Source organism: Hahella sp. CR1 (assembly GCF_029813005.1).
Taxonomy (GTDB): Bacteria; Pseudomonadota; Gammaproteobacteria; order Pseudomonadales; family Oleiphilaceae; genus Hahella.
In genome coordinates this window covers 130,170-146,935 of sequence record NZ_JAPELK010000012.1, presented here as the reverse complement: position 1 = coordinate 146,935, position 16,766 = coordinate 130,170, and the positions used below count along the sequence as shown (strand labels likewise).

The following is a 16,766-nucleotide window of genomic DNA, read 5'->3' as shown; positions in this document are numbered from 1 at the left end:
CAAGCGGCTGGGAACCATGCTGACGAGCTGCGCCCTCGTCTTTTGGTCTAATCCGCCTGAGTCTGGTCCTGATTGGGCACCAACAGTTGGTCCAAAACCGCGCCCAAGCGTACGCCCGCCTGATAGAGACGCATTTCAGCAACAGGGTATTCCCGCGCCAGCTCTTTTTTACTCCATTCGGAGCCTTGCGTTGGCAGCGATGCATAGACTTTTCGGGTAATGGCGAGCGACTCATTCGCCCAACTCTCCGCATCCTGTAGCGTCAGCGCGGTCACCGCCTCGCCACGATGCTTGCCGCGCACTTTCTTGCCCGCCTTGCGCCAATCCCGGGGCAAGCCTGACTCAGGGATATTCACATCCCATAAGCGGTGTAAATTGGTTTCTTCACCGGCGAGTTTATAGACAACCTTGTTGCCGCCGCGGTCATCGCCATAGGACACATGCAGGGGCTGATGAATATCTCCGATAAAATGCCCGATGAACATCAACGCCTGCGCAGGAGTGGCCTGGTAATCCGGGTGCGGCTTGCCTCTCAGGGCGTCCGCGTAGGCGTTGAGCGCCGTCAGCACGCAGCCTTCGCTTTGACAATCCTTAGCGGCGGACACTTCAGTGGCGGCGCGCTCGACATTCACGTAGTGATAGGAGCCTGTGTGCTTGAACTCTTTCTCGGACCTGACTTGATCCGGCCACAGGCAGGCCTCCGCGAAAGTACGCTTGCCCGCCTGCTGCAACAGCTTCTGCGCCTGATCACGCGCCGCCGGGGACAATTCCTTCCAGGCGACATCACACACTACACGGTGTCCCAGTTCGCCCCACGCCCAGGCGGAGGTTGGCGAAAGCGCCAGCGCCGCCATGACAACCATCGCCCGCCAGTTGAACCTGCGCCCGCCGATCAACCTCAACACGGACAACATTTGTTCTCTTTTCACGGCTAATTTCGCATTCATAAAACTGTTCATCATCCTGTCATAAACGGCGGATTAAGATGCCGCGATTTCCGCCTATCTGTGCGTCATCTATGAAAGTGGTACATTGGACTTACATCATTCTCGCATCCGCCTTGTTGATTGTTGGCGCAGTGCTTCTTCCGTTGCCAATTCCTCTGGGCCTGCCGCTGATTTTTATCGCGCTGACCGTTCTGGCGCGTTATTCGCCCAAGTTCAGGGCGCGGCTGCGCAAGCTCTCGCGAAAACACGCCTTTTTGCGCCGTTTTATACGACGAGGGAGACTTGATCACAAGCCCTAACGCTTCCATAAGTTACCGTAAAACAATACATTAGCCTAGGGTCTGTTGTGGTTTCCGCGTTATAGACAGACCAAGAATACGCTTCGCGCCGGTTGCGTATGAATTTCACTGCTGACACTATTTGGATATGCGTAGCTTTAGAATTACTCTCGTCATCCGTTTTATTGCATTAGTCCTGCTGACGTCTCTTTCACCAGTAAGAAGCGCCGTCGCGGACGCCCAACTGGAGCGTTGGACGGAAGCCGTCAGGCAGACGCCTTACCGATACAGCCTCAACTTTTACCGCAATCTGAGCATCATCCGCACCTGGGTTTTGTTATCCACCGGATTTTGCGAAAAGCCTGACCGGCACATCCTGTTCGACAACCAGGGCATCTTCAAAGGCTATCTCAACAATCGGGATGATGAGGCCGACACCCAGCAGGCCATCAACCAGCTGCGTAAAAAGCTGGCGGCCAAGCAGAAGGAGCCTTTCTGGGCGGAAGGTTCATTAAACGACGCCGGTTATCCTTTCGCGCTCGCCTGCGATCAACCCCACGTAGATCTGCAGGAGTCCGCGACGCGCATGTTGGGGCCGGATAAAGACGTATTAATCTGGGGCTCCTGGGACGGCTTAAAAGTCGGCGACAAGGATAAGCCTGTGCCGCTATATAAAGCCTTCATCGACATTTACGAAACACGCAAAGCCCAGGGACGCTATAGCTTCCCGGACTCCATCATGCGGGAAATCCTCGGCCAGGTTTTGATTGAAAGCGGCGGATTGAAAAACAGCCGCTCCGTCGCCAACGCCAATGGCATCATGCAATTGCGCACAACCGTTCTGAAGGATTGCGGCGTGCCCAAGCAGTATTACCTGCACCGCATGGCGCAGATTGACTGTGCGTTGAAGCTGTATCAGCAGAATCATCGCAATCTGGAAGAGCCTTTTAACGCCTTGTTCGGCAAGCTGCCGGAGAAGAAACGCAACGCCTTGTATGGCCTGCTACTGATTCAGGCCTACCATGGCGGCGTCGGCCGTATTACACGCTTACTGAATGACGAGGAGCTGAACCAGAGCGCCCTGTATTTCAGCAGCCACCACCAAAGCTATAGCGCGGAAGATATTGCGCTGGGCATGGTGTATCACAACATGGGCAGGGATCATTTCGGGCTGGCGTCTCTGTTTTATTTGGTGGACGTCGCCATCGCATCGGACAAACTTTGCGCGCATAAGGCGCTAAAAAACCTTAAATATTGCGCCGGATGACTTTCTAAGGTAAAAGTCAGCTTTGTCAGCAGCGATTCCTCCTCACCGACAACCCGAGGGGCGACGGAAACGCAGAGCCGGAAGCGACGCCGGCTGATCTTGCAGGGAGCGGACGAATAAGAACAAGACACCGGGAAACCTCATACCACACAACTAGACGCTATCATATGCGGTTGATAACTGTCCGAGCGACCAAAGAGCGACGCGGTCTGTCTGCGCTTGTTTTAGCTTGCGCCAGCTCTCTCGCCCATGCCGTCGAAAGCTCTTCGAACGATATGCTGGCGGCGGCCGACATCTCCATGACGGACTGGCAATCCGCCGAGATTCCGGTGGTGCTGACCCCGGCCCGACTCAAACAGCCCCGTTCGGAAACTCCCGCAACTGTGACAGTTCTGGATGCAGAGTTGCTGCATCGACTTGGCGTACGTAATCTGCACGACGCCTTTCGTCTGGTTCCCGGCATGACTGTCGGGTCCGTGTCCTCCAACCTTCCTTCCGTCAGCTACCATGGCACTAACGCCAACGAGCAGCGCCGTCTGCAGGTGCTGGTGGATGGGCGATCCGTCTACAACCCCAATCTGGCGGATGTGGACTGGCTCAATATTCCGGTCGCCCTGGAAGACATCGCACGCATAGAAATCACCCGCGGCCCTAACGCCGCCGCTTACGGCGCCAATTCGTTTCTGGCTATCGTCAATATCATCACCAAACATCCCTATGACACGCACGGAACCTCCCTCACCTACTGGGACGGCAGCAATGGCTATAACCGCTATCACGCCAGCTATGGCGGAGGCGGCGACACCCTCAACTACCGTCTTTCCGTGAACGGCAAGCAGGACGATGGTTTTGATCGTCGCGCCAATGGCGATCCCTTTATCGACAGCTACGATCTGGACGGATTTAACCTTTCCGCCAATGTGCAACTGGGGCCCCGAGATAGCCTGCAAGTGCAAGCCGGTCTGTTGAACGGCGACCATGACTATCACCCTGATACCGGCGACGGCCAGACCAGCGTCCCTGAGTCCGACGAACGGGACCGTTTCGCCTCGGTGAACTGGCGCCGGGAAGTGAACGCCAATCACTTTTTTCAGGTCCAGGCTTATGCACATCGACGCATCCGACGGCAGGACTGGACCAACTGTAATCACCCCATTCTATTCAGCGACAACCTGTCCGCCCTGTACGCGGCCAATCAACGTTTCGGCTCCATCCTGATCGGCGCTAACGGCGCAACCCTCACTGAGATCCGCGCCAATATTGTCTCTGCAGCAGGCTCGGGGCTTGGCTCCACAGAAGATGACGCTATCGCTCTCGCATTGATCGATGAAATGTTCGCCAGCGATCCCGACGCCATCGTCTGCGGCCGGATTAACCTGGATATCGCCGAAACCCGTCAGGACATCGAACTGCAGGACACTTACACCTTTTCTGATGAAGTCAGGCTGGTGTCCGGTTTGAGCTTTCGTAAAGACAGTTTTTACTCAGAAACTTACTTCAACGGCGGCGATGATAACTATCTGCAACGGGCGTTTTTCAACCTGGAATACCACCCTCAGCCAGACCTCGGCTTCAACCTGGGCGGCATGGCGGAGCATGATCAGGCTAACGGCGGTTATTTCTCCCCCCGGGGCGCCATGTTCTACCACCTGACGCCTAACCAGACGTTGCGTCTGGTGGTGTCCCATGCCGTGCGCACACCTGACACCTATGAGCAGTCCGTCGCCTGGAGCTTCGTCGCCAGGGATCTGGACCCGCCGCTGGATGGCGAGACCGAAGCCCGCAGTTTTCTGATCCGGTCGCCGGGAGGGCTGGATAACGAAAAAATCGTCTCCCGCGAAATCGGCTACTATCTCAACTATCCGGAATGGGGACTGGAAGCGGACATCAAGGTGTTTCGCGACAACATGTGGGACCTTATCAGCGCGCCATTGCAGTACTTTTCTTTCGAACCTGAAAACAACCTCAAGATTGAGCAAACCGGCTTCGAGGTCGAAACCACCTACTCTCCTTCCTTGCGCGACACCCTCAGAGCAACCTACGCTTATCTGGATCAGGATGAGGAATACACCGGCTCCGTGACGGACTTTTACACCGCCTACACCAGTTTCGACGTCAGTCGTTTGTTCCAGATCGAGTCCCGCATGTCCGCCCGCCATAGCGGCAGTTTCGCCTGGCTGCGACGGATCAGCGACCGATTTGATGCGGCGGCGGCTTACTATCTGGCTGACGCCATTGGCGACTACGTCTACGAACGCGCCGACCTGACCGTCAGTTATCATCGCCGCCTGGGTCGCGGCCAAATGGAACTATCCGCAAAACTGGAGCATTACCTGAACGATGACCCGATCATGTATCGCGACAACGTCCTGGACGACCGCACCCATCTGTTCTTGTCCGCGAACCTGAAGTTTTGAGGCGGGGACCAGGGATGGCCGGTATTATCTCATCGCTAGTCCTCTCTCTCATCGCCTCCCGGCGTTACGCGGTCTGGACAGCCTTGATGCTGGCGCTGTCTCTCGCCACCGCCGCAAGCGCCCAGGAGTTCAGTCTGAAAATCTATGTGGCGGGACCGGAAAGAACGCCAATCGCCGCCAAGTTCCTGGAGGAATTCAAAGCGCTGTCTCCCGCTCCCTGGCGCGCGGAGTTCATCAGCGACGCCAATATCCACTTTTCCACATTGGAGAACGACGCCGTCATTCTGGCGTTGGGCGAGCGGGCATTGCAGCAAAGTCTGGCGGGGGCTAAAGGACAACTGGTGATCAGTCTGTTTGTCAGTCGCAGCGACTATCTGAGATTAACCCGGGAATATCCCGGCGCAACGCCGCACACCGCTATCTTTTTGGATGCGCCGTTGCAGCGACAGGCGCGACTGGCGGGCTTGATACTGCCCACCGCCCGGACAGCAGGGGTACTCAGCGCCCAGCCATTGACGGATTTGCCCGCCACGCCAGTGGCCGGACAACTGCTCAGCAATTATCCCTTATCCCAATATGAAAGCGCGCAACGCATGCTCAGCGCCGCGCTGGACAATACCGACTATCTGTTGGGCATTCTGGACACTGACGTCTTCAACGGCTCGCAGATCAAACACATCTTGCTCACCGCCTACCGTCACAATCGCTTTTTGATCGGCCCTTCTCTCGCTTTCGTCAAAGCCGGGGCGCTCGCCACTACTTATTCAACCAGCGCCGACTTCGCCCGTCAGACGACGGAAATAGTCCAGCGCTATCTTACTGACAAAAAGCCAGCTCCGGCGGAGCATTCCCGCTACTTCTCCGTCGCCGTCAACATCCAGGTGGCGCGCTCGCTGAATTTAATCATTCCCGATGCCTACGAGTTGCAGCATCGCCTGGAAATGTCAGAGGCTGAACAATGAAACGCGGTTTTCAAGACTGGAGCGTTTACAAAAAGTCGTTACTGCTCGGCCTGTTGCCCAGCGGCTTGATGTTTGCGTGCCTGGTTTTCTTCTTCACCACCGTGCGGCTGAGCGAAGCCCGCACTGACCTGATCGCGCGGGGACAACTGATCGCCGACCAGCTCGCTCCGGCGGTGGAATATGACGTCATCTCCGGCAATACCGGCGCCCTGGAGAAGCTGCTTGGCAAGGTCGCTCAGTCTCCGCTGGTGCACCACATCACCATTCATGACTCCTTTGGCAACTTGATGGCGGAGATCGACGGCGCAGGCCGCAAACTGGCTGACGCCGATGAAACGCCCATCGTGCTGTCTGCGGATATTCTGCAGTCGCAGATCGAATTGGAGAACGACGCCTTCGCCAGTTTCGCCAGCGAGTTCCAGTTCACAACCGGTCCTTCACGGATCGGCAAGGTGGAAGTCGCTATTACTGAAAGCGTCATCATTGAGGGCCAGCATCGGATCATCTACAGTTCCTTCACTGTGGCCGCTCTACTCATGTTCCTCACCTATCTGCTAATCCGGAATATGGCCCGCTCCATAGCCAATCCCATTGAGCAGCTCACCGCCGGTGTGGAGTTAATTAAAAACGGCGACTACCGCACCCGGGCGCCGGACATCAGAGGGCTGGAGCTGAGCCGATTACGGGACAGCATCAATCAGTTAGCTGTGGCGCTGGAAAAAGCCAGCCTGGAGCAGACGGAACACCTGGGAATGATCGAAACCGCGCGCAACGAGGCAGAGAGCGCCAGCAAGGCCAAGAGCGAGTTTCTGGCCATTATGAGCCACGAGTTGCGCACCCCCATGAACGGCGTGTTGGGCATGTTGCAGTTATTGCAGGAAACCCAGCAGGACGAGGAACAGAAGGAATATACCCATGTCGCCATGCGCTCCACGGAACACTTGATCGCTATCATCGACGATATTCTGGATTTCTCCAAAATTGAGCGCGGACGTCTTTCCATCGACCCCATTGAATTCAATCTGCGCTCCCTGGTGGAGGAAACGCTCAATGCCTTCCGCCCTCAGGTCGAAGAAAAAGGCCTGTTATTGCATCAGGAGTACGAAGGCGAGCTGCAGGACGCGCTGGTCACCACCGACCCCGCCCGTATTCGCCAAGTGCTCGCTAACCTGATTAACAACGCCATCAAGTTTACCGCGGAGGGCTATATCCGCGTGCACGCCAATTGGGAAGAAATCGGAGCCGACAAAGTCTGCTTCACCTGCGAAGTGGAGGACAGCGGTATCGGCATCGCTCCCGAACAGCAGCGCCGCATGTTCAGCTCGTTCCAACAGGCGGACCAGTCCAATTCGCGGCGCTACGGAGGAACCGGCCTCGGTCTGGCGATCGCCAAGCGACTGCTGGAGTTGATGGAAGGGGAGATTTTCGTTGAAAGTGAGTCCGGCAAAGGCAGCTGCTTCAAATTCGCGCTAACGCTGCATTATCGGCGCTCACCGGACGGCGCCAGTTGGAGCGCTCCGGCGGCCGGACCGATTCCGCAGTTCCAGGGCCGGGTTTTGATTGTGGAGGATAATCAGGTCAACCAGAAAGTCACCTGCGGCATCCTCAACAAGCTGGGCGTGGAGACTGAAAATGCCGACAACGGCGAAGAAGCCCTGCAAAAAGTACGCGGGAGCAAATACGATCTGATCTTCATGGACTGTCAGATGCCAATCATGGACGGGTATCAGGCGACCGCCAAGATTCGGCAGATGGAATCCCGCGCAGGCGTCAAACCTACTCCCATTGTCGCGTTGACGGCCAACGCCCTGGAAGGCGCCGCCGACGCCTGTCGTAAGGCCGGTATGGATGATTACCTGAGCAAACCCATCAAGAAGCAACAGCTGGTGGATTGCCTGCAGACCTGGCTGGGCGAATCCGACGCGGAAAACCCCACGCCGGAAAACGCCGCCGCTCACGGCGATGAAGATCGCTAAAAGAAGCGTTCGAGGCGGCCCCTAAACAGGCTGCCGCATAGTGACGAACTCTTCCGCACTGGAAGGATGGATACCGATGGTGGTGTCAAATATCGCCTTGGTGGCGCCAGCTCGAATCGCCACCGCCAATCCCTGAATAATCTCCGCCGCTTCCGGGCCGACCATGTGCGCGCCAAGAACCACATCTGTATCCCCGTCCACAATCAGTTTCATCATGGTGCGCTCCTGATTGCCGCTGAGAGTGTTTTTCAAAGCGCGGAAGCTGGAGCGGAAAACTTTGATATGACTGTGCTTCGCCCTCGCCTCTTCCTCAGTTGGGCCTATCGTAGCGACGCTGGGCTGGGAGAACACCGCCGTGGGGATGCGTTCATAATCCACCGACACCGGATTCTCGCCAAACAGGTAGTTAGCAACGTACATGCCTTCTGACAGCGCCACCGGCGTGAGCTGATAACGGTCAATCACATCACCGACGGCGAATATGCCAGGCATATTGGTCTGGTAATCGTCATCCACCAGCACTTCGCCTCTGGCGCCCAGCTTGACGCCGCTTTCCTCCAATCCTAGTCCGGCTGTATTTGGCGTCCTGCCCGTCGCATGAAGCGTTAGTCCAACCTGCAGCGTGTCGCCGGATTTGAGCTTCACCAAATAAGGCGCAACGTCGTCGCTAGTCTTTTCGATGGCGACGACATCCTCTTCCAAGTGAAGATGAATGCCTTTCTTGACGATCTCATCGTGCAAGAAGTCGCGAATATCGCCGTCGAACTTCTTCAACAGGCGCGGACCGCGATATACCAAGTGAGTCTCTACGCCAAGGCCCGCGAGTATGCCGGCGAACTCCACAGCGATATAACCGCCGCCCACCACAATCGCCTTATTCGGCAGACGCTCCAGGTAGAACATAGCGTCGGAATCCAGACTATGTTCGCAACCTGGGAACTCCGGCATGAACGACTTGCTGCCGGTAGCCACCAGAATATGTTTTGTTTGCAGCACCTCGCCGTTCACTTCAACTTGGCCGGGGGCTTTAATCGTCCCGCGCCCGTCAATAATTTCCACGCCGGCATTTTTGAGAAGATTCTCATAAATACCGTTCAAGCGTTTGATTTCATTATCTTTGCTTTCCACCAGCCGACGCCAGTTGAAGGTTGGTGATCCTGTATCCCAGCCGAAGCCCTGGGCGTCGTGGAAGTCTTCACCGTAGTGGGAAGCGTAGACAAACAGCTTTTTCGGCACGCAACCTACGTTAACGCAGGTGCCGCCGTAGAAACGCTCTTCGATAATGGCGACTTTCGCCCCTGACTGAGCCGCGACGCGAGCCGCCCTCACGCCTCCAGAACCGGCCCCAATAACAACTAAATCATACATTTAAAGCGCCTTATTAAGCTTTTACGTTAGGTAAATTAATAAACCGGCGGACAGCGCTTCAGTGGCAAGGTTTGAACAACACCGTTTCGGTGACGTTGCCCAAACGCACCTCGCCTACTTTTTCATAGCCCAGCCCGAGATAAAAGCGCAGGTAACGCGCATTGCCAGTATCCAGCCCAATGCCGGAGGACAGCGGACTCTCCCGGCAGATGCCTTCAATCACCTGCATCAGCATACGTCCGTATCCCTTACTCTGGTATTTGGGGTGCACACCGATAAAAGGCAAGTGGTGATGGGTGTCTTTCGGCAAACAGGCGTGCACCTGCTCGTGGTAATCAATGTAACGTTTGGTGGAGGACAAACCCGCGGTCAGCATCATTCTGATGCGCCAGTTCAGTTGATCGGCGAGACTGAACCTGGCTTCCGGGCTGCCAATAAATGCAACCGCCACCAGCGTATCCTCATCCACCAGCCCCAGCGCATCCTGATTGTGCGCAAAGTGCAGCTCCAACCCTTCACGGATGGTGGCGCGAACTCTTTGGTCATAACCGGGGCGGGAAGAATCAAATAAATACTGAAAGGTGGGTTCATGGCGGTAGGCATGAAACAGAATGGACTTTGCTTCAGACAACGCGCTTCTGTCCAAGCGCACTAAAGCAGTGTCAGCGACGAGGTCCCCAGTCATTTTATGGTCTCCTGAGAGCTAGAAAGTATCATTATTTTTATATTTGTACTTCCAAGCGCGCTGAACAGGCGTTCTACAGGCCCAAGCCGGTTAATACCGGCCAGACGCACCGTTACCCGCAGGGGTCTCTCCAGGCGCTTGCCGACTGTATTACTGCTGTCGTTCCTTTTACTGCTTCAGCATTAAAAACCGCTTCCCTAGACGTTTTAACGCATGCCCAAAGAGGAAAGTTCCCGCCCCTGGGCTTCGGGTTATACAACCCGCTGACACGTCCTTGCGCCAGTCAACAAAATGGGTCCGTTATCTGAATTCTGACGAATTTTCCGGATAGCGTCAGCGGCTGATGAAAACAGCCGCATCCACTGATAATAAAGGGATTAAATGCTTAAGGAAAGCCTGGAGCTGACAACTCCGGGCGCATCGGCTTTATCTACGGTGATCTGCTCAACCGCGACGCCATAGTTCTTCTCAAGCTCGCCCAGCCACAGCATCAATTGGTTGAACGAGACTTTATCCAGCCACACATTGACCTTGTCTTCGCCACGCGGCTCGAAGCGCTGTAACTCCAACCCAAACTTGCGAGCGCTGCTACCCACGGTGGACAACAATGACTGGCCGCCGGAGATCGAACCTTTTCCAGCACCGCTTTGACGCGAAGAGGCGCGTGCACGGGCTTCATTTTCTTTCATCCAGGTCAAAGACTCGTGCGATGCTTCCGCACTGTTCTTTGAACTCTCGACAAAGTCCTGCACCGGAGCCCATACAAACATGTAAACACTGAACGCCGCCACGACCAGAATCATCCACTTCAGAGCGGTCTGATCACGCTGCGACAGGCCGTAAAACCAGCTCAGGCCCTTGCCCACGGCGGGGATCTTTTTAAGTTGCTGCATGCTTCCCATTGCTTAGCTCCCCTTAATGGTAATCTTGCCGCGGACGCCACTGGGCTCTTTGATTGCAGAGCCGATGTCCACCTGATAACCCGACTGCACCAGCGCCTGCTTGTAACGATCCAGCTGGTCCAAGGAAGGGGCTTTCACTTCCACCGCGAGCTCGCCGCGCTGGTTGCTGAACTGGAGGTTGTTGAAGCCCATATTCTGCTTGCCGGGCTGCACGGAGAGTTGATAACCCGCCTCACCCAATAGCAGCAAAAAGCCTCCGCCGCCCGTGTTGCTGGCGTTACGCAGTTTGCCTTCCATTTGTCGCTTGGGGCTGCTCACGTTTTTCTCATTGGGATACAGCGAACGGTATAGCTTGACCATTTTCTGATCGTATTCATCCGCCTGCTTCTGGTACATGAACCCTTGCGTCAGGTCCAGGCCGACCTGAATGGCGAACCATCCCGCCGCGACCGCCGCAACAGGCCACCATTTGCCGATGCCGGATGAACCGCTGCTTTCTTTAATCGCATAGGGGCCCTGACATAGGTTGGCGGCATGGCTGGTGTTGAAAAAAGATTCGCACAGCAAGTCGAAGGACGGTACGGAGAAAGTCTCCATCTGTACGATCGCGCCGTCAACGTGCTCAATTTGCGCCAACAGAACGCCCAGACTTTCTTTTTGATCTTCCGGCGTCAGCACGCGAATATTCCATGCCGGCGCCTCGTCGTCCTCAGAAGAAGCACGGCTGCGCGCGCAAATTTCCAGGTAGGGCAACAGGTTTTCATGATGGGTGCGCATACACACCAGACCAGGCTGAAACAGCAACACTTCATCGCCGTCAAACAGCACCGTTAATGCGCCCTCTTCGCCCGGGCACATTTGCGCGTCCACATACATACCATGTAGTGGAAACTCCAGCGCGCTCGCGGCTTCAAACCAGCGGTCCATCCGTTCGCGACGAATGACCAGCACCGGATACTCTTCTTTGCCGATACGTTCACCGGTCACCAAGTGCATGGATTCAACGTCTTCCGCGATGGCTTCTTCTATGGCGAAGGGCAACGCCTGCTGCACATAGCGCGCCTGTTTGGCGGCCACGTGGGCGACCGTGAAGGTAAAATGAGAGGCTGGCAGCACATACTGCACCCAGACATCCTGCAGATCGTGCTGAGCCACCAACTGCATCAGCTCTTCGGCGTCGTCAGCCCTTCCGGAACCAATCCGCTCGCCCGTATAACTATACAACGCCCATTCCAGCGCTGTGGCGGCGGCTTGGGTGACCGGAATCGGTCTAACAAATAACTTGATGGTCATAATTCACACATTTAATTATTTTCTTCCGAACAGTCCCGCGACGGAAAGCCAGAAACTGATCCTGTCCTTATTTGGGAACATACACTTCCTTGGTAATGTCTTCTTTCTTACCAAAATCCCGTCGCAAAACGCTGGTGTTACCTTCTTCAGCGTCACGATGAATTATAGATATTAACCGCGTTGTCCGTTCATTAAAAATAGCGCGCAACGTCGCTTGAAAATACTCGCTATTCACTCTAAACAATTTCTTGGGTATTTCCTTCTTGCCCGCTAACTCGGCCAGAGAAAGAAACTGATTCACGTCAGCGAAATGCCCTTCCTCTTTGCGAATGTCGACAATCTTATCCGCAGTCTGTTTATCCAGCCCGGGAATATACGCCATCAACACTTCCGCCGGCGCGGTGTTCACATTGAGCATGCCGGAGCTGTTGGGCAGGATCGCCACAAACTTTTTAAGCTCTTTATAAGTCGCCGCGTCCATGCCGTCGATCAGCCAAAATTCCGATATATCATTGAAATACGAGTTTGCGGCGCGATATGGCGGTTTTTTGAGCAGATAGGTTTCTTCTTCCGCGCCTTTGAGCTGATAGATCTGATCGTCCACGTCAATCCAGTCTACGAACTTCTCCGCCGTCACATCCGGATTGATGTCTTTTAGTGAACTCAACAAACGCTCAAACTGCTGGACCGCTTCTTTATTGACTGCGCTGGCGCCGTTTTTATTGGTGACCAGACTGTTAATATTGAAGCGCCCCATGAGATCGTCGATTTGCCCCTGAATACCGACATTGGTGTCGATGGGAATCTGAATCGCGTACTGCCCCCAGGGCTCATCAGTGTTATCGACCTCGTGGTCCACCATTTTGTTGGCTTTTTTATCCTGGGCGAAGTCCTCACGCAATATGGTTCTGGCATAGGTTTCCGCCGCCAGGGCGTACATCTTCGCCTGATCTTGCTCCAGAATATTAGAGGTGCGTCGAATATCCAGGTAATGAATATTAAAGAGGCCGGCCACCAGCACCATCACTAGCGCAACAATGAAGATAACGATAAGCGCCGCTATGCCGGACTGCTTGCGCAGCCCGCGATTTCCGCCACTAACCACGACCGCTACCTGAGTCGCCGCCACCATTGGGATCGGGTTTATCGCCACCGGAATTGTTACCGCCGCTACCACCACCTGAAGTGCCGCCATTACCACCGCCATTGGCGGAATCCTTAATCTCAGCCCAACCCGCCACCTGATATATGCGACGGATGCTGCCGAACTTTTCATGATCCAGGGTAATTTCCAGCGCCTTAGGCACTTTCAAATAGGCGGGTTCGTTCTGATTGGTCAACATCTCTTCCGTTGGCCATTCGTTATGCCACTGATTGTCTTTGTCCATAAATCTGAACTTCACGGATTTGACGTGCGTCAGCAGACGCTGCTTCAGCGGCTGAGAGTCCTGCGCCCGGTCCATGACCTCCCAGTACTCCCGATATAACGTATTCTCTTCCAGCTCATAGGAAACCCGCTGCAGATTACTGCGGCGACTGATTTCCTCTTCATCATCCGCGATCAGCTCCAGCAGATCGTTAGTGTCGCGCCAACCCGTGCGGGAAAACTCAATCAGCTTCAGCGCATTAAGGTTAGTGACAGAATAGAATTCATCGCCATATTCCCCGCGTACGCTACGGGCGACAATTTGACCGAGGTCCCCTTCCAGCACGCGCTGCGCCTTTTGAATTTCTTCCAAAGACTCGCTCTTGGTTTCCAGATTTTTTTTGTTGCGTATCCCCTGCCCCAAAAACTGAAACGCGGCCGTACCGATAATCGCCGTGATGGTGACGGCGATCAGCACCTCCAGCAAGGTAAAGCCTCGCTCCCGGGAGCGGGATGTTACGGCGGCGGATTTTGACGACATGACTGCGGGAGGCATCAGGAGTTATTACCTATAAACGAGGTGACCGAGATAACCTGCCTTTCCGACAGGTTCGCCGTATCGGCGATCAGGACCTGAATTTCCACTTTTCTCATCTGGGGGTTCGGCGTCGCGATGACTTTTTCGACAACACGCCAAGTACGGCTGGCGTACTCTATCGTTTTCTTCTTCTCACCAACGGCGGGGAAGTTTTCCGCGATGGCGAGCTCGGTGTATTCATTGTCTGCAATCCAGGCGGCGAAAGTTTTTAGCTCCAACTGCTCCGTCTGCTTCACAATCTGCGTCATACCACGCACCAAAGCGGCGACGCTGATGGAAAAAATGAGCAACGCCACCAGCACTTCCAGTAGCGTAAAGCCTTCTGCTCGGCTTCGCGGCGACCGCCGCAACGGTTTAAGCATCTTCATCATCCGCCAGCCCTTTCAACTCAAATCCGTTCAACCCATCGGACTTGATGATGAACTTAATGTCTTCATTACTTTTCAGCTTCAGCTCGATGTTGACTGGGGTATTTTCCCCGCTGGACAAAAACAGAATTTGAGGGAGGAACTTCTTGTCTTTGTCGTCCTTCTTGTCTTTCTTGCCTTCGTCCTTGTTTTTCAGCTCAATTTCTTTGTTCTTTTTGTCAAAGTCCAAAACCACCCATTCAGGCAGTTCTCTTTCTTTCAGAAATTCCTGCGGCAATTCAATCCAGGCAAGCGCCGTATCGTCAAATCCCATGAACGCATAGCCGTGATCGTCCAGGCGCAATCCAATGTCCACATTCTGAAAGATGGCTTCGTCGGATGTCATCTGCATGATGGCCAGAAGTTTTCTGGCCTCATTTTCCAACTCTCGGCGCTCACGATTGCCACTGACCACCAACGTGACCATACCGACCATTACCGAGATAATGACCAGCACGACCAGTATTTCAATCAGCGTAAAACCTTTGTGAGCGCGCTTCATAATGTCTCTATCCAACCGCCGCCCCAGACACAGGGGCCGCGTACTGATTATCTATCCCAGTTGGTGATGTCAGCGTCGTAACCTTCGCCGCCTTCTTTACCGTCAGCGCCTAATGAATACAGGTCAAACGGGCCATGAGTGCCGGGAGCAATGTAAACAAACTCTCTCTGCCAGCCGTCAACAGGCAGTTTGTCGATATAACCATCCGGGTTCCAGTTTTTGGCTTCGGGAAAACCGGAAGGCTTGTTCACCAGCGCTTCGATGCCCTGCTCACTACTGGGGAAATTGTAGTTATCCAGCTTGTACATATTCAGAGCATTGCTGATGGTTTTGATGTTGGTTTGCGTGGTCGTCACTTTCGCCTGATCAGCGCGCCCCAAAATCTTGGGCGCCACAGCAGCCACCAGCAATCCAAGGATAACCAATACAACCATGATTTCGATCAGGGTGAAGCCCTGTACGGATTTCCTGGTTTTGAATGACGCTTTAGGTTTCATTTTTTCCCTCTGTAACATTACTTCTTTTATTGATGTGTATTTTAACCAACCAGGTCGCTCATGCTCAAAATCGGCAACATGATCGCCATAACGATGATCAGTACGACGCCGCCCATGACCAAAAGCATCAAGGGCTCGAACAGTCCAACCATCGTTGCGATGCGGCTTTGCAGATCGTTTTCCTGGCTGCTGGCGGTCCTTTCCAGCATTTCCCCCAACTCGCCGCTGGCCTCGCCGCTGGCGATCATATGAATCATCATCGGCGGAAAATAACCGGTCTGCTCCAGGCACTTGTACAGACTGCCGCCTTCCCGCACTTTCTGCGCCGCTTCGGCGACCCGTAGTTTCAGCCATTGATTGCTCAACACCTCGCCAGCGATGCGCATGGCGTCCACCAGCGGCACGCCGCTGCTGTTGAGTATGCTGAGAGTACTGGCGAAACGGGCGGTATTAACTCCCCGCGACATCTTCGCGGTGAAGGGAAGGTGCAGCAATTGCCGATGCACCTGAAGTCGGAAGCCTTCTTTTTTCATCGCATAAGTGAAGGAGAAGAAGGCGATGATCAGAGCGGCCACAATTAACAGCGCATAGCTGGCGACGAAATCGCTCAACGCCAGGATCACCTGGGTCAATGCAGGCAGCTCCTGCCCTTTGCTGACGAACACTTTGATGATGTCAGGTACGACATAGCCCAGCAAAAAGCCGACGATGCCGAACGCCACAAAGGTAAGAATCACCGGGTAGATGGCGGCCAGCTGAATTTTTTGCCGACTCATCTGCCGTTGCTCGGTGTAGTCAGCGAGACGGTTCAATACCAAGTCCAAATGACCTGCGTGCTCACCCGCCGCTACCGTTGAACGGTAAAGCTCCGGAAACGCGCTGGGGAATTCGCTAAGGCTGTCCGCCAGCGAATACCCCTCCAGCACCTTCGCACGCACCGCCAGCATCATACTTCTGACTTTGGCTTTTTCACTTTGCGAAGCCACGGCGCTCAGCGTTTCCTCTACTGGAATGCCGGACTGAATCAGTGTGGCGATCTGACGGGTCAACAGCGCCAAATCAGAGGCGCTAAGCCGACTGCCGCGAGGACGAAAGGCGCCTCCGCCATTTTTGTTGCTCTGCTTGTCAGACGCCTGGGTGACTTCCAGCGGCGTCCAGCCTTTATCTCGAATCTGCTGCCTGACCTGACGGGCGCTATCCGCTTCAAGAACGCCTTTTTGCGGACGCCCCTTTTGGTCCAGGGCTTTAAAATCAAATGCTGCCATATGCGGTAATACTATGAAATTTAGACTGCCGTTCTG

The 16,766-nt window shown here is 54.7% G+C and carries 16 protein-coding genes; 5 read left to right on the top strand and 11 right to left on the bottom strand.

The window, feature by feature from the left end; translation table 11 throughout:
* Window positions 1-47 precede the first annotated feature (47 nt).
* A complete protein-coding gene (locus tag ONV78_RS24980; RefSeq protein ID WP_279507152.1) occupies window positions 48-947 on the bottom strand; it encodes a S1/P1 nuclease in 900 nt (299 codons plus the stop codon).
* A 71-nt stretch (window positions 948-1,018) separates the two neighbouring features.
* On the opposite strand from ONV78_RS24980, the gene ONV78_RS24975 reads away from it, so the two are divergent.
* The 5 genes from ONV78_RS24975 (at window position 1,019) to ONV78_RS24955 (ending at window position 7,847) form a co-directional block, all read left to right on the top strand.
* Entirely contained in the window at window positions 1,019-1,246 is a 228-nt protein-coding gene (locus tag ONV78_RS24975; RefSeq protein ID WP_279507151.1) for a hypothetical protein, read from the top strand.
* A 127-nt stretch (window positions 1,247-1,373) separates the two neighbouring features.
* Window positions 1,374-2,492 (top strand): hypothetical protein, encoded by a 1,119-nt coding sequence (locus tag ONV78_RS24970; RefSeq protein WP_279507150.1) that lies wholly within the window; start codon window positions 1,374-1,376, stop codon window positions 2,490-2,492.
* A 167-nt stretch (window positions 2,493-2,659) separates the two neighbouring features.
* On the top strand, window positions 2,660-4,909 hold the full coding sequence (locus ONV78_RS24965) for a TonB-dependent receptor (RefSeq protein ID WP_279507149.1): 2,250 nt from the start codon (window positions 2,660-2,662) through the stop codon (window positions 4,907-4,909).
* 14 nt (window positions 4,910-4,923) lie between these two features.
* On the top strand, window positions 4,924-5,871 hold the full coding sequence (locus tag ONV78_RS24960) for a hypothetical protein (protein ID WP_279507148.1): 948 nt from the start codon (window positions 4,924-4,926) through the stop codon (window positions 5,869-5,871).
* Window positions 5,868-7,847, top strand: coding sequence for an ATP-binding protein (locus ONV78_RS24955; RefSeq protein ID WP_279507147.1), 1,980 nt, complete (start codon window positions 5,868-5,870; stop codon window positions 7,845-7,847). Before ONV78_RS24960 ends, ONV78_RS24955 begins: the two co-directional genes overlap by 4 nt.
* A gap of 21 nt (window positions 7,848-7,868) precedes the next feature.
* Here ONV78_RS24955 and gorA read toward each other — a convergent pair whose 3' ends face one another.
* The 10 genes from gorA to gspF form a co-directional block, all read right to left on the bottom strand.
* Complete coding sequence (gene gorA, locus ONV78_RS24950; protein ID WP_279507146.1) at window positions 7,869-9,215, bottom strand: glutathione-disulfide reductase; 1,347 nt, start codon at window positions 9,213-9,215, stop codon at window positions 7,869-7,871.
* 58 nt (window positions 9,216-9,273) lie between these two features.
* Window positions 9,274-9,900, bottom strand: a complete 627-nt coding sequence (locus ONV78_RS24945; RefSeq protein ID WP_127970117.1) for a GNAT family N-acetyltransferase — start codon at window positions 9,898-9,900, stop codon at window positions 9,274-9,276.
* Window positions 9,901-10,277: 377 nt separating this feature from the next.
* A complete protein-coding gene (locus ONV78_RS24940; protein WP_279507145.1) occupies window positions 10,278-10,802 on the bottom strand; it encodes a type II secretion system protein M in 525 nt (174 codons plus the stop codon).
* A gap of 3 nt (window positions 10,803-10,805) precedes the next feature.
* Entirely contained in the window at window positions 10,806-12,095 is a 1,290-nt protein-coding gene (gene gspL / locus ONV78_RS24935; RefSeq protein WP_279507144.1) for a type II secretion system protein GspL, read from the bottom strand.
* A gap of 67 nt (window positions 12,096-12,162) precedes the next feature.
* Window positions 12,163-13,290: a type II secretion system minor pseudopilin GspK gene (gspK, locus tag ONV78_RS24930; protein WP_253938455.1), complete on the bottom strand. Its 1,128-nt coding sequence runs from the start codon at window positions 13,288-13,290 to the stop codon at window positions 12,163-12,165.
* Window positions 13,193-14,017 carry a type II secretion system minor pseudopilin GspJ gene (gene gspJ, locus ONV78_RS24925; protein WP_279507143.1) on the bottom strand — a complete coding sequence of 275 codons (825 nt, stop codon included), beginning with the start codon at window positions 14,015-14,017 and terminating at the stop codon, window positions 13,193-13,195. The genes gspK and gspJ overlap by 98 nt, the downstream gene beginning before the upstream one ends.
* Window positions 14,017-14,430: a type II secretion system minor pseudopilin GspI gene (gspI, locus tag ONV78_RS24920; RefSeq protein ID WP_216737991.1), complete on the bottom strand. Its 414-nt coding sequence runs from the start codon at window positions 14,428-14,430 to the stop codon at window positions 14,017-14,019. Before gspI ends, gspJ begins: the two co-directional genes overlap by 1 nt.
* Window positions 14,414-14,968 (bottom strand): type II secretion system minor pseudopilin GspH, encoded by a 555-nt coding sequence (gene gspH, locus ONV78_RS24915; protein WP_216737992.1) that lies wholly within the window; start codon window positions 14,966-14,968, stop codon window positions 14,414-14,416. Before gspH ends, gspI begins: the two co-directional genes overlap by 17 nt.
* A 47-nt stretch (window positions 14,969-15,015) precedes the next feature.
* Window positions 15,016-15,465 carry a type II secretion system major pseudopilin GspG gene (gene gspG, locus ONV78_RS24910; protein WP_279507142.1) on the bottom strand — a complete coding sequence of 150 codons (450 nt, stop codon included), beginning with the start codon at window positions 15,463-15,465 and terminating at the stop codon, window positions 15,016-15,018.
* Window positions 15,466-15,506: 41 nt separating this feature from the next.
* Window positions 15,507-16,730 carry a type II secretion system inner membrane protein GspF gene (gspF, locus tag ONV78_RS24905; RefSeq protein ID WP_279507141.1) on the bottom strand — a complete coding sequence of 408 codons (1,224 nt, stop codon included), beginning with the start codon at window positions 16,728-16,730 and terminating at the stop codon, window positions 15,507-15,509.
* Window positions 16,731-16,766 lie beyond the last annotated feature (36 nt).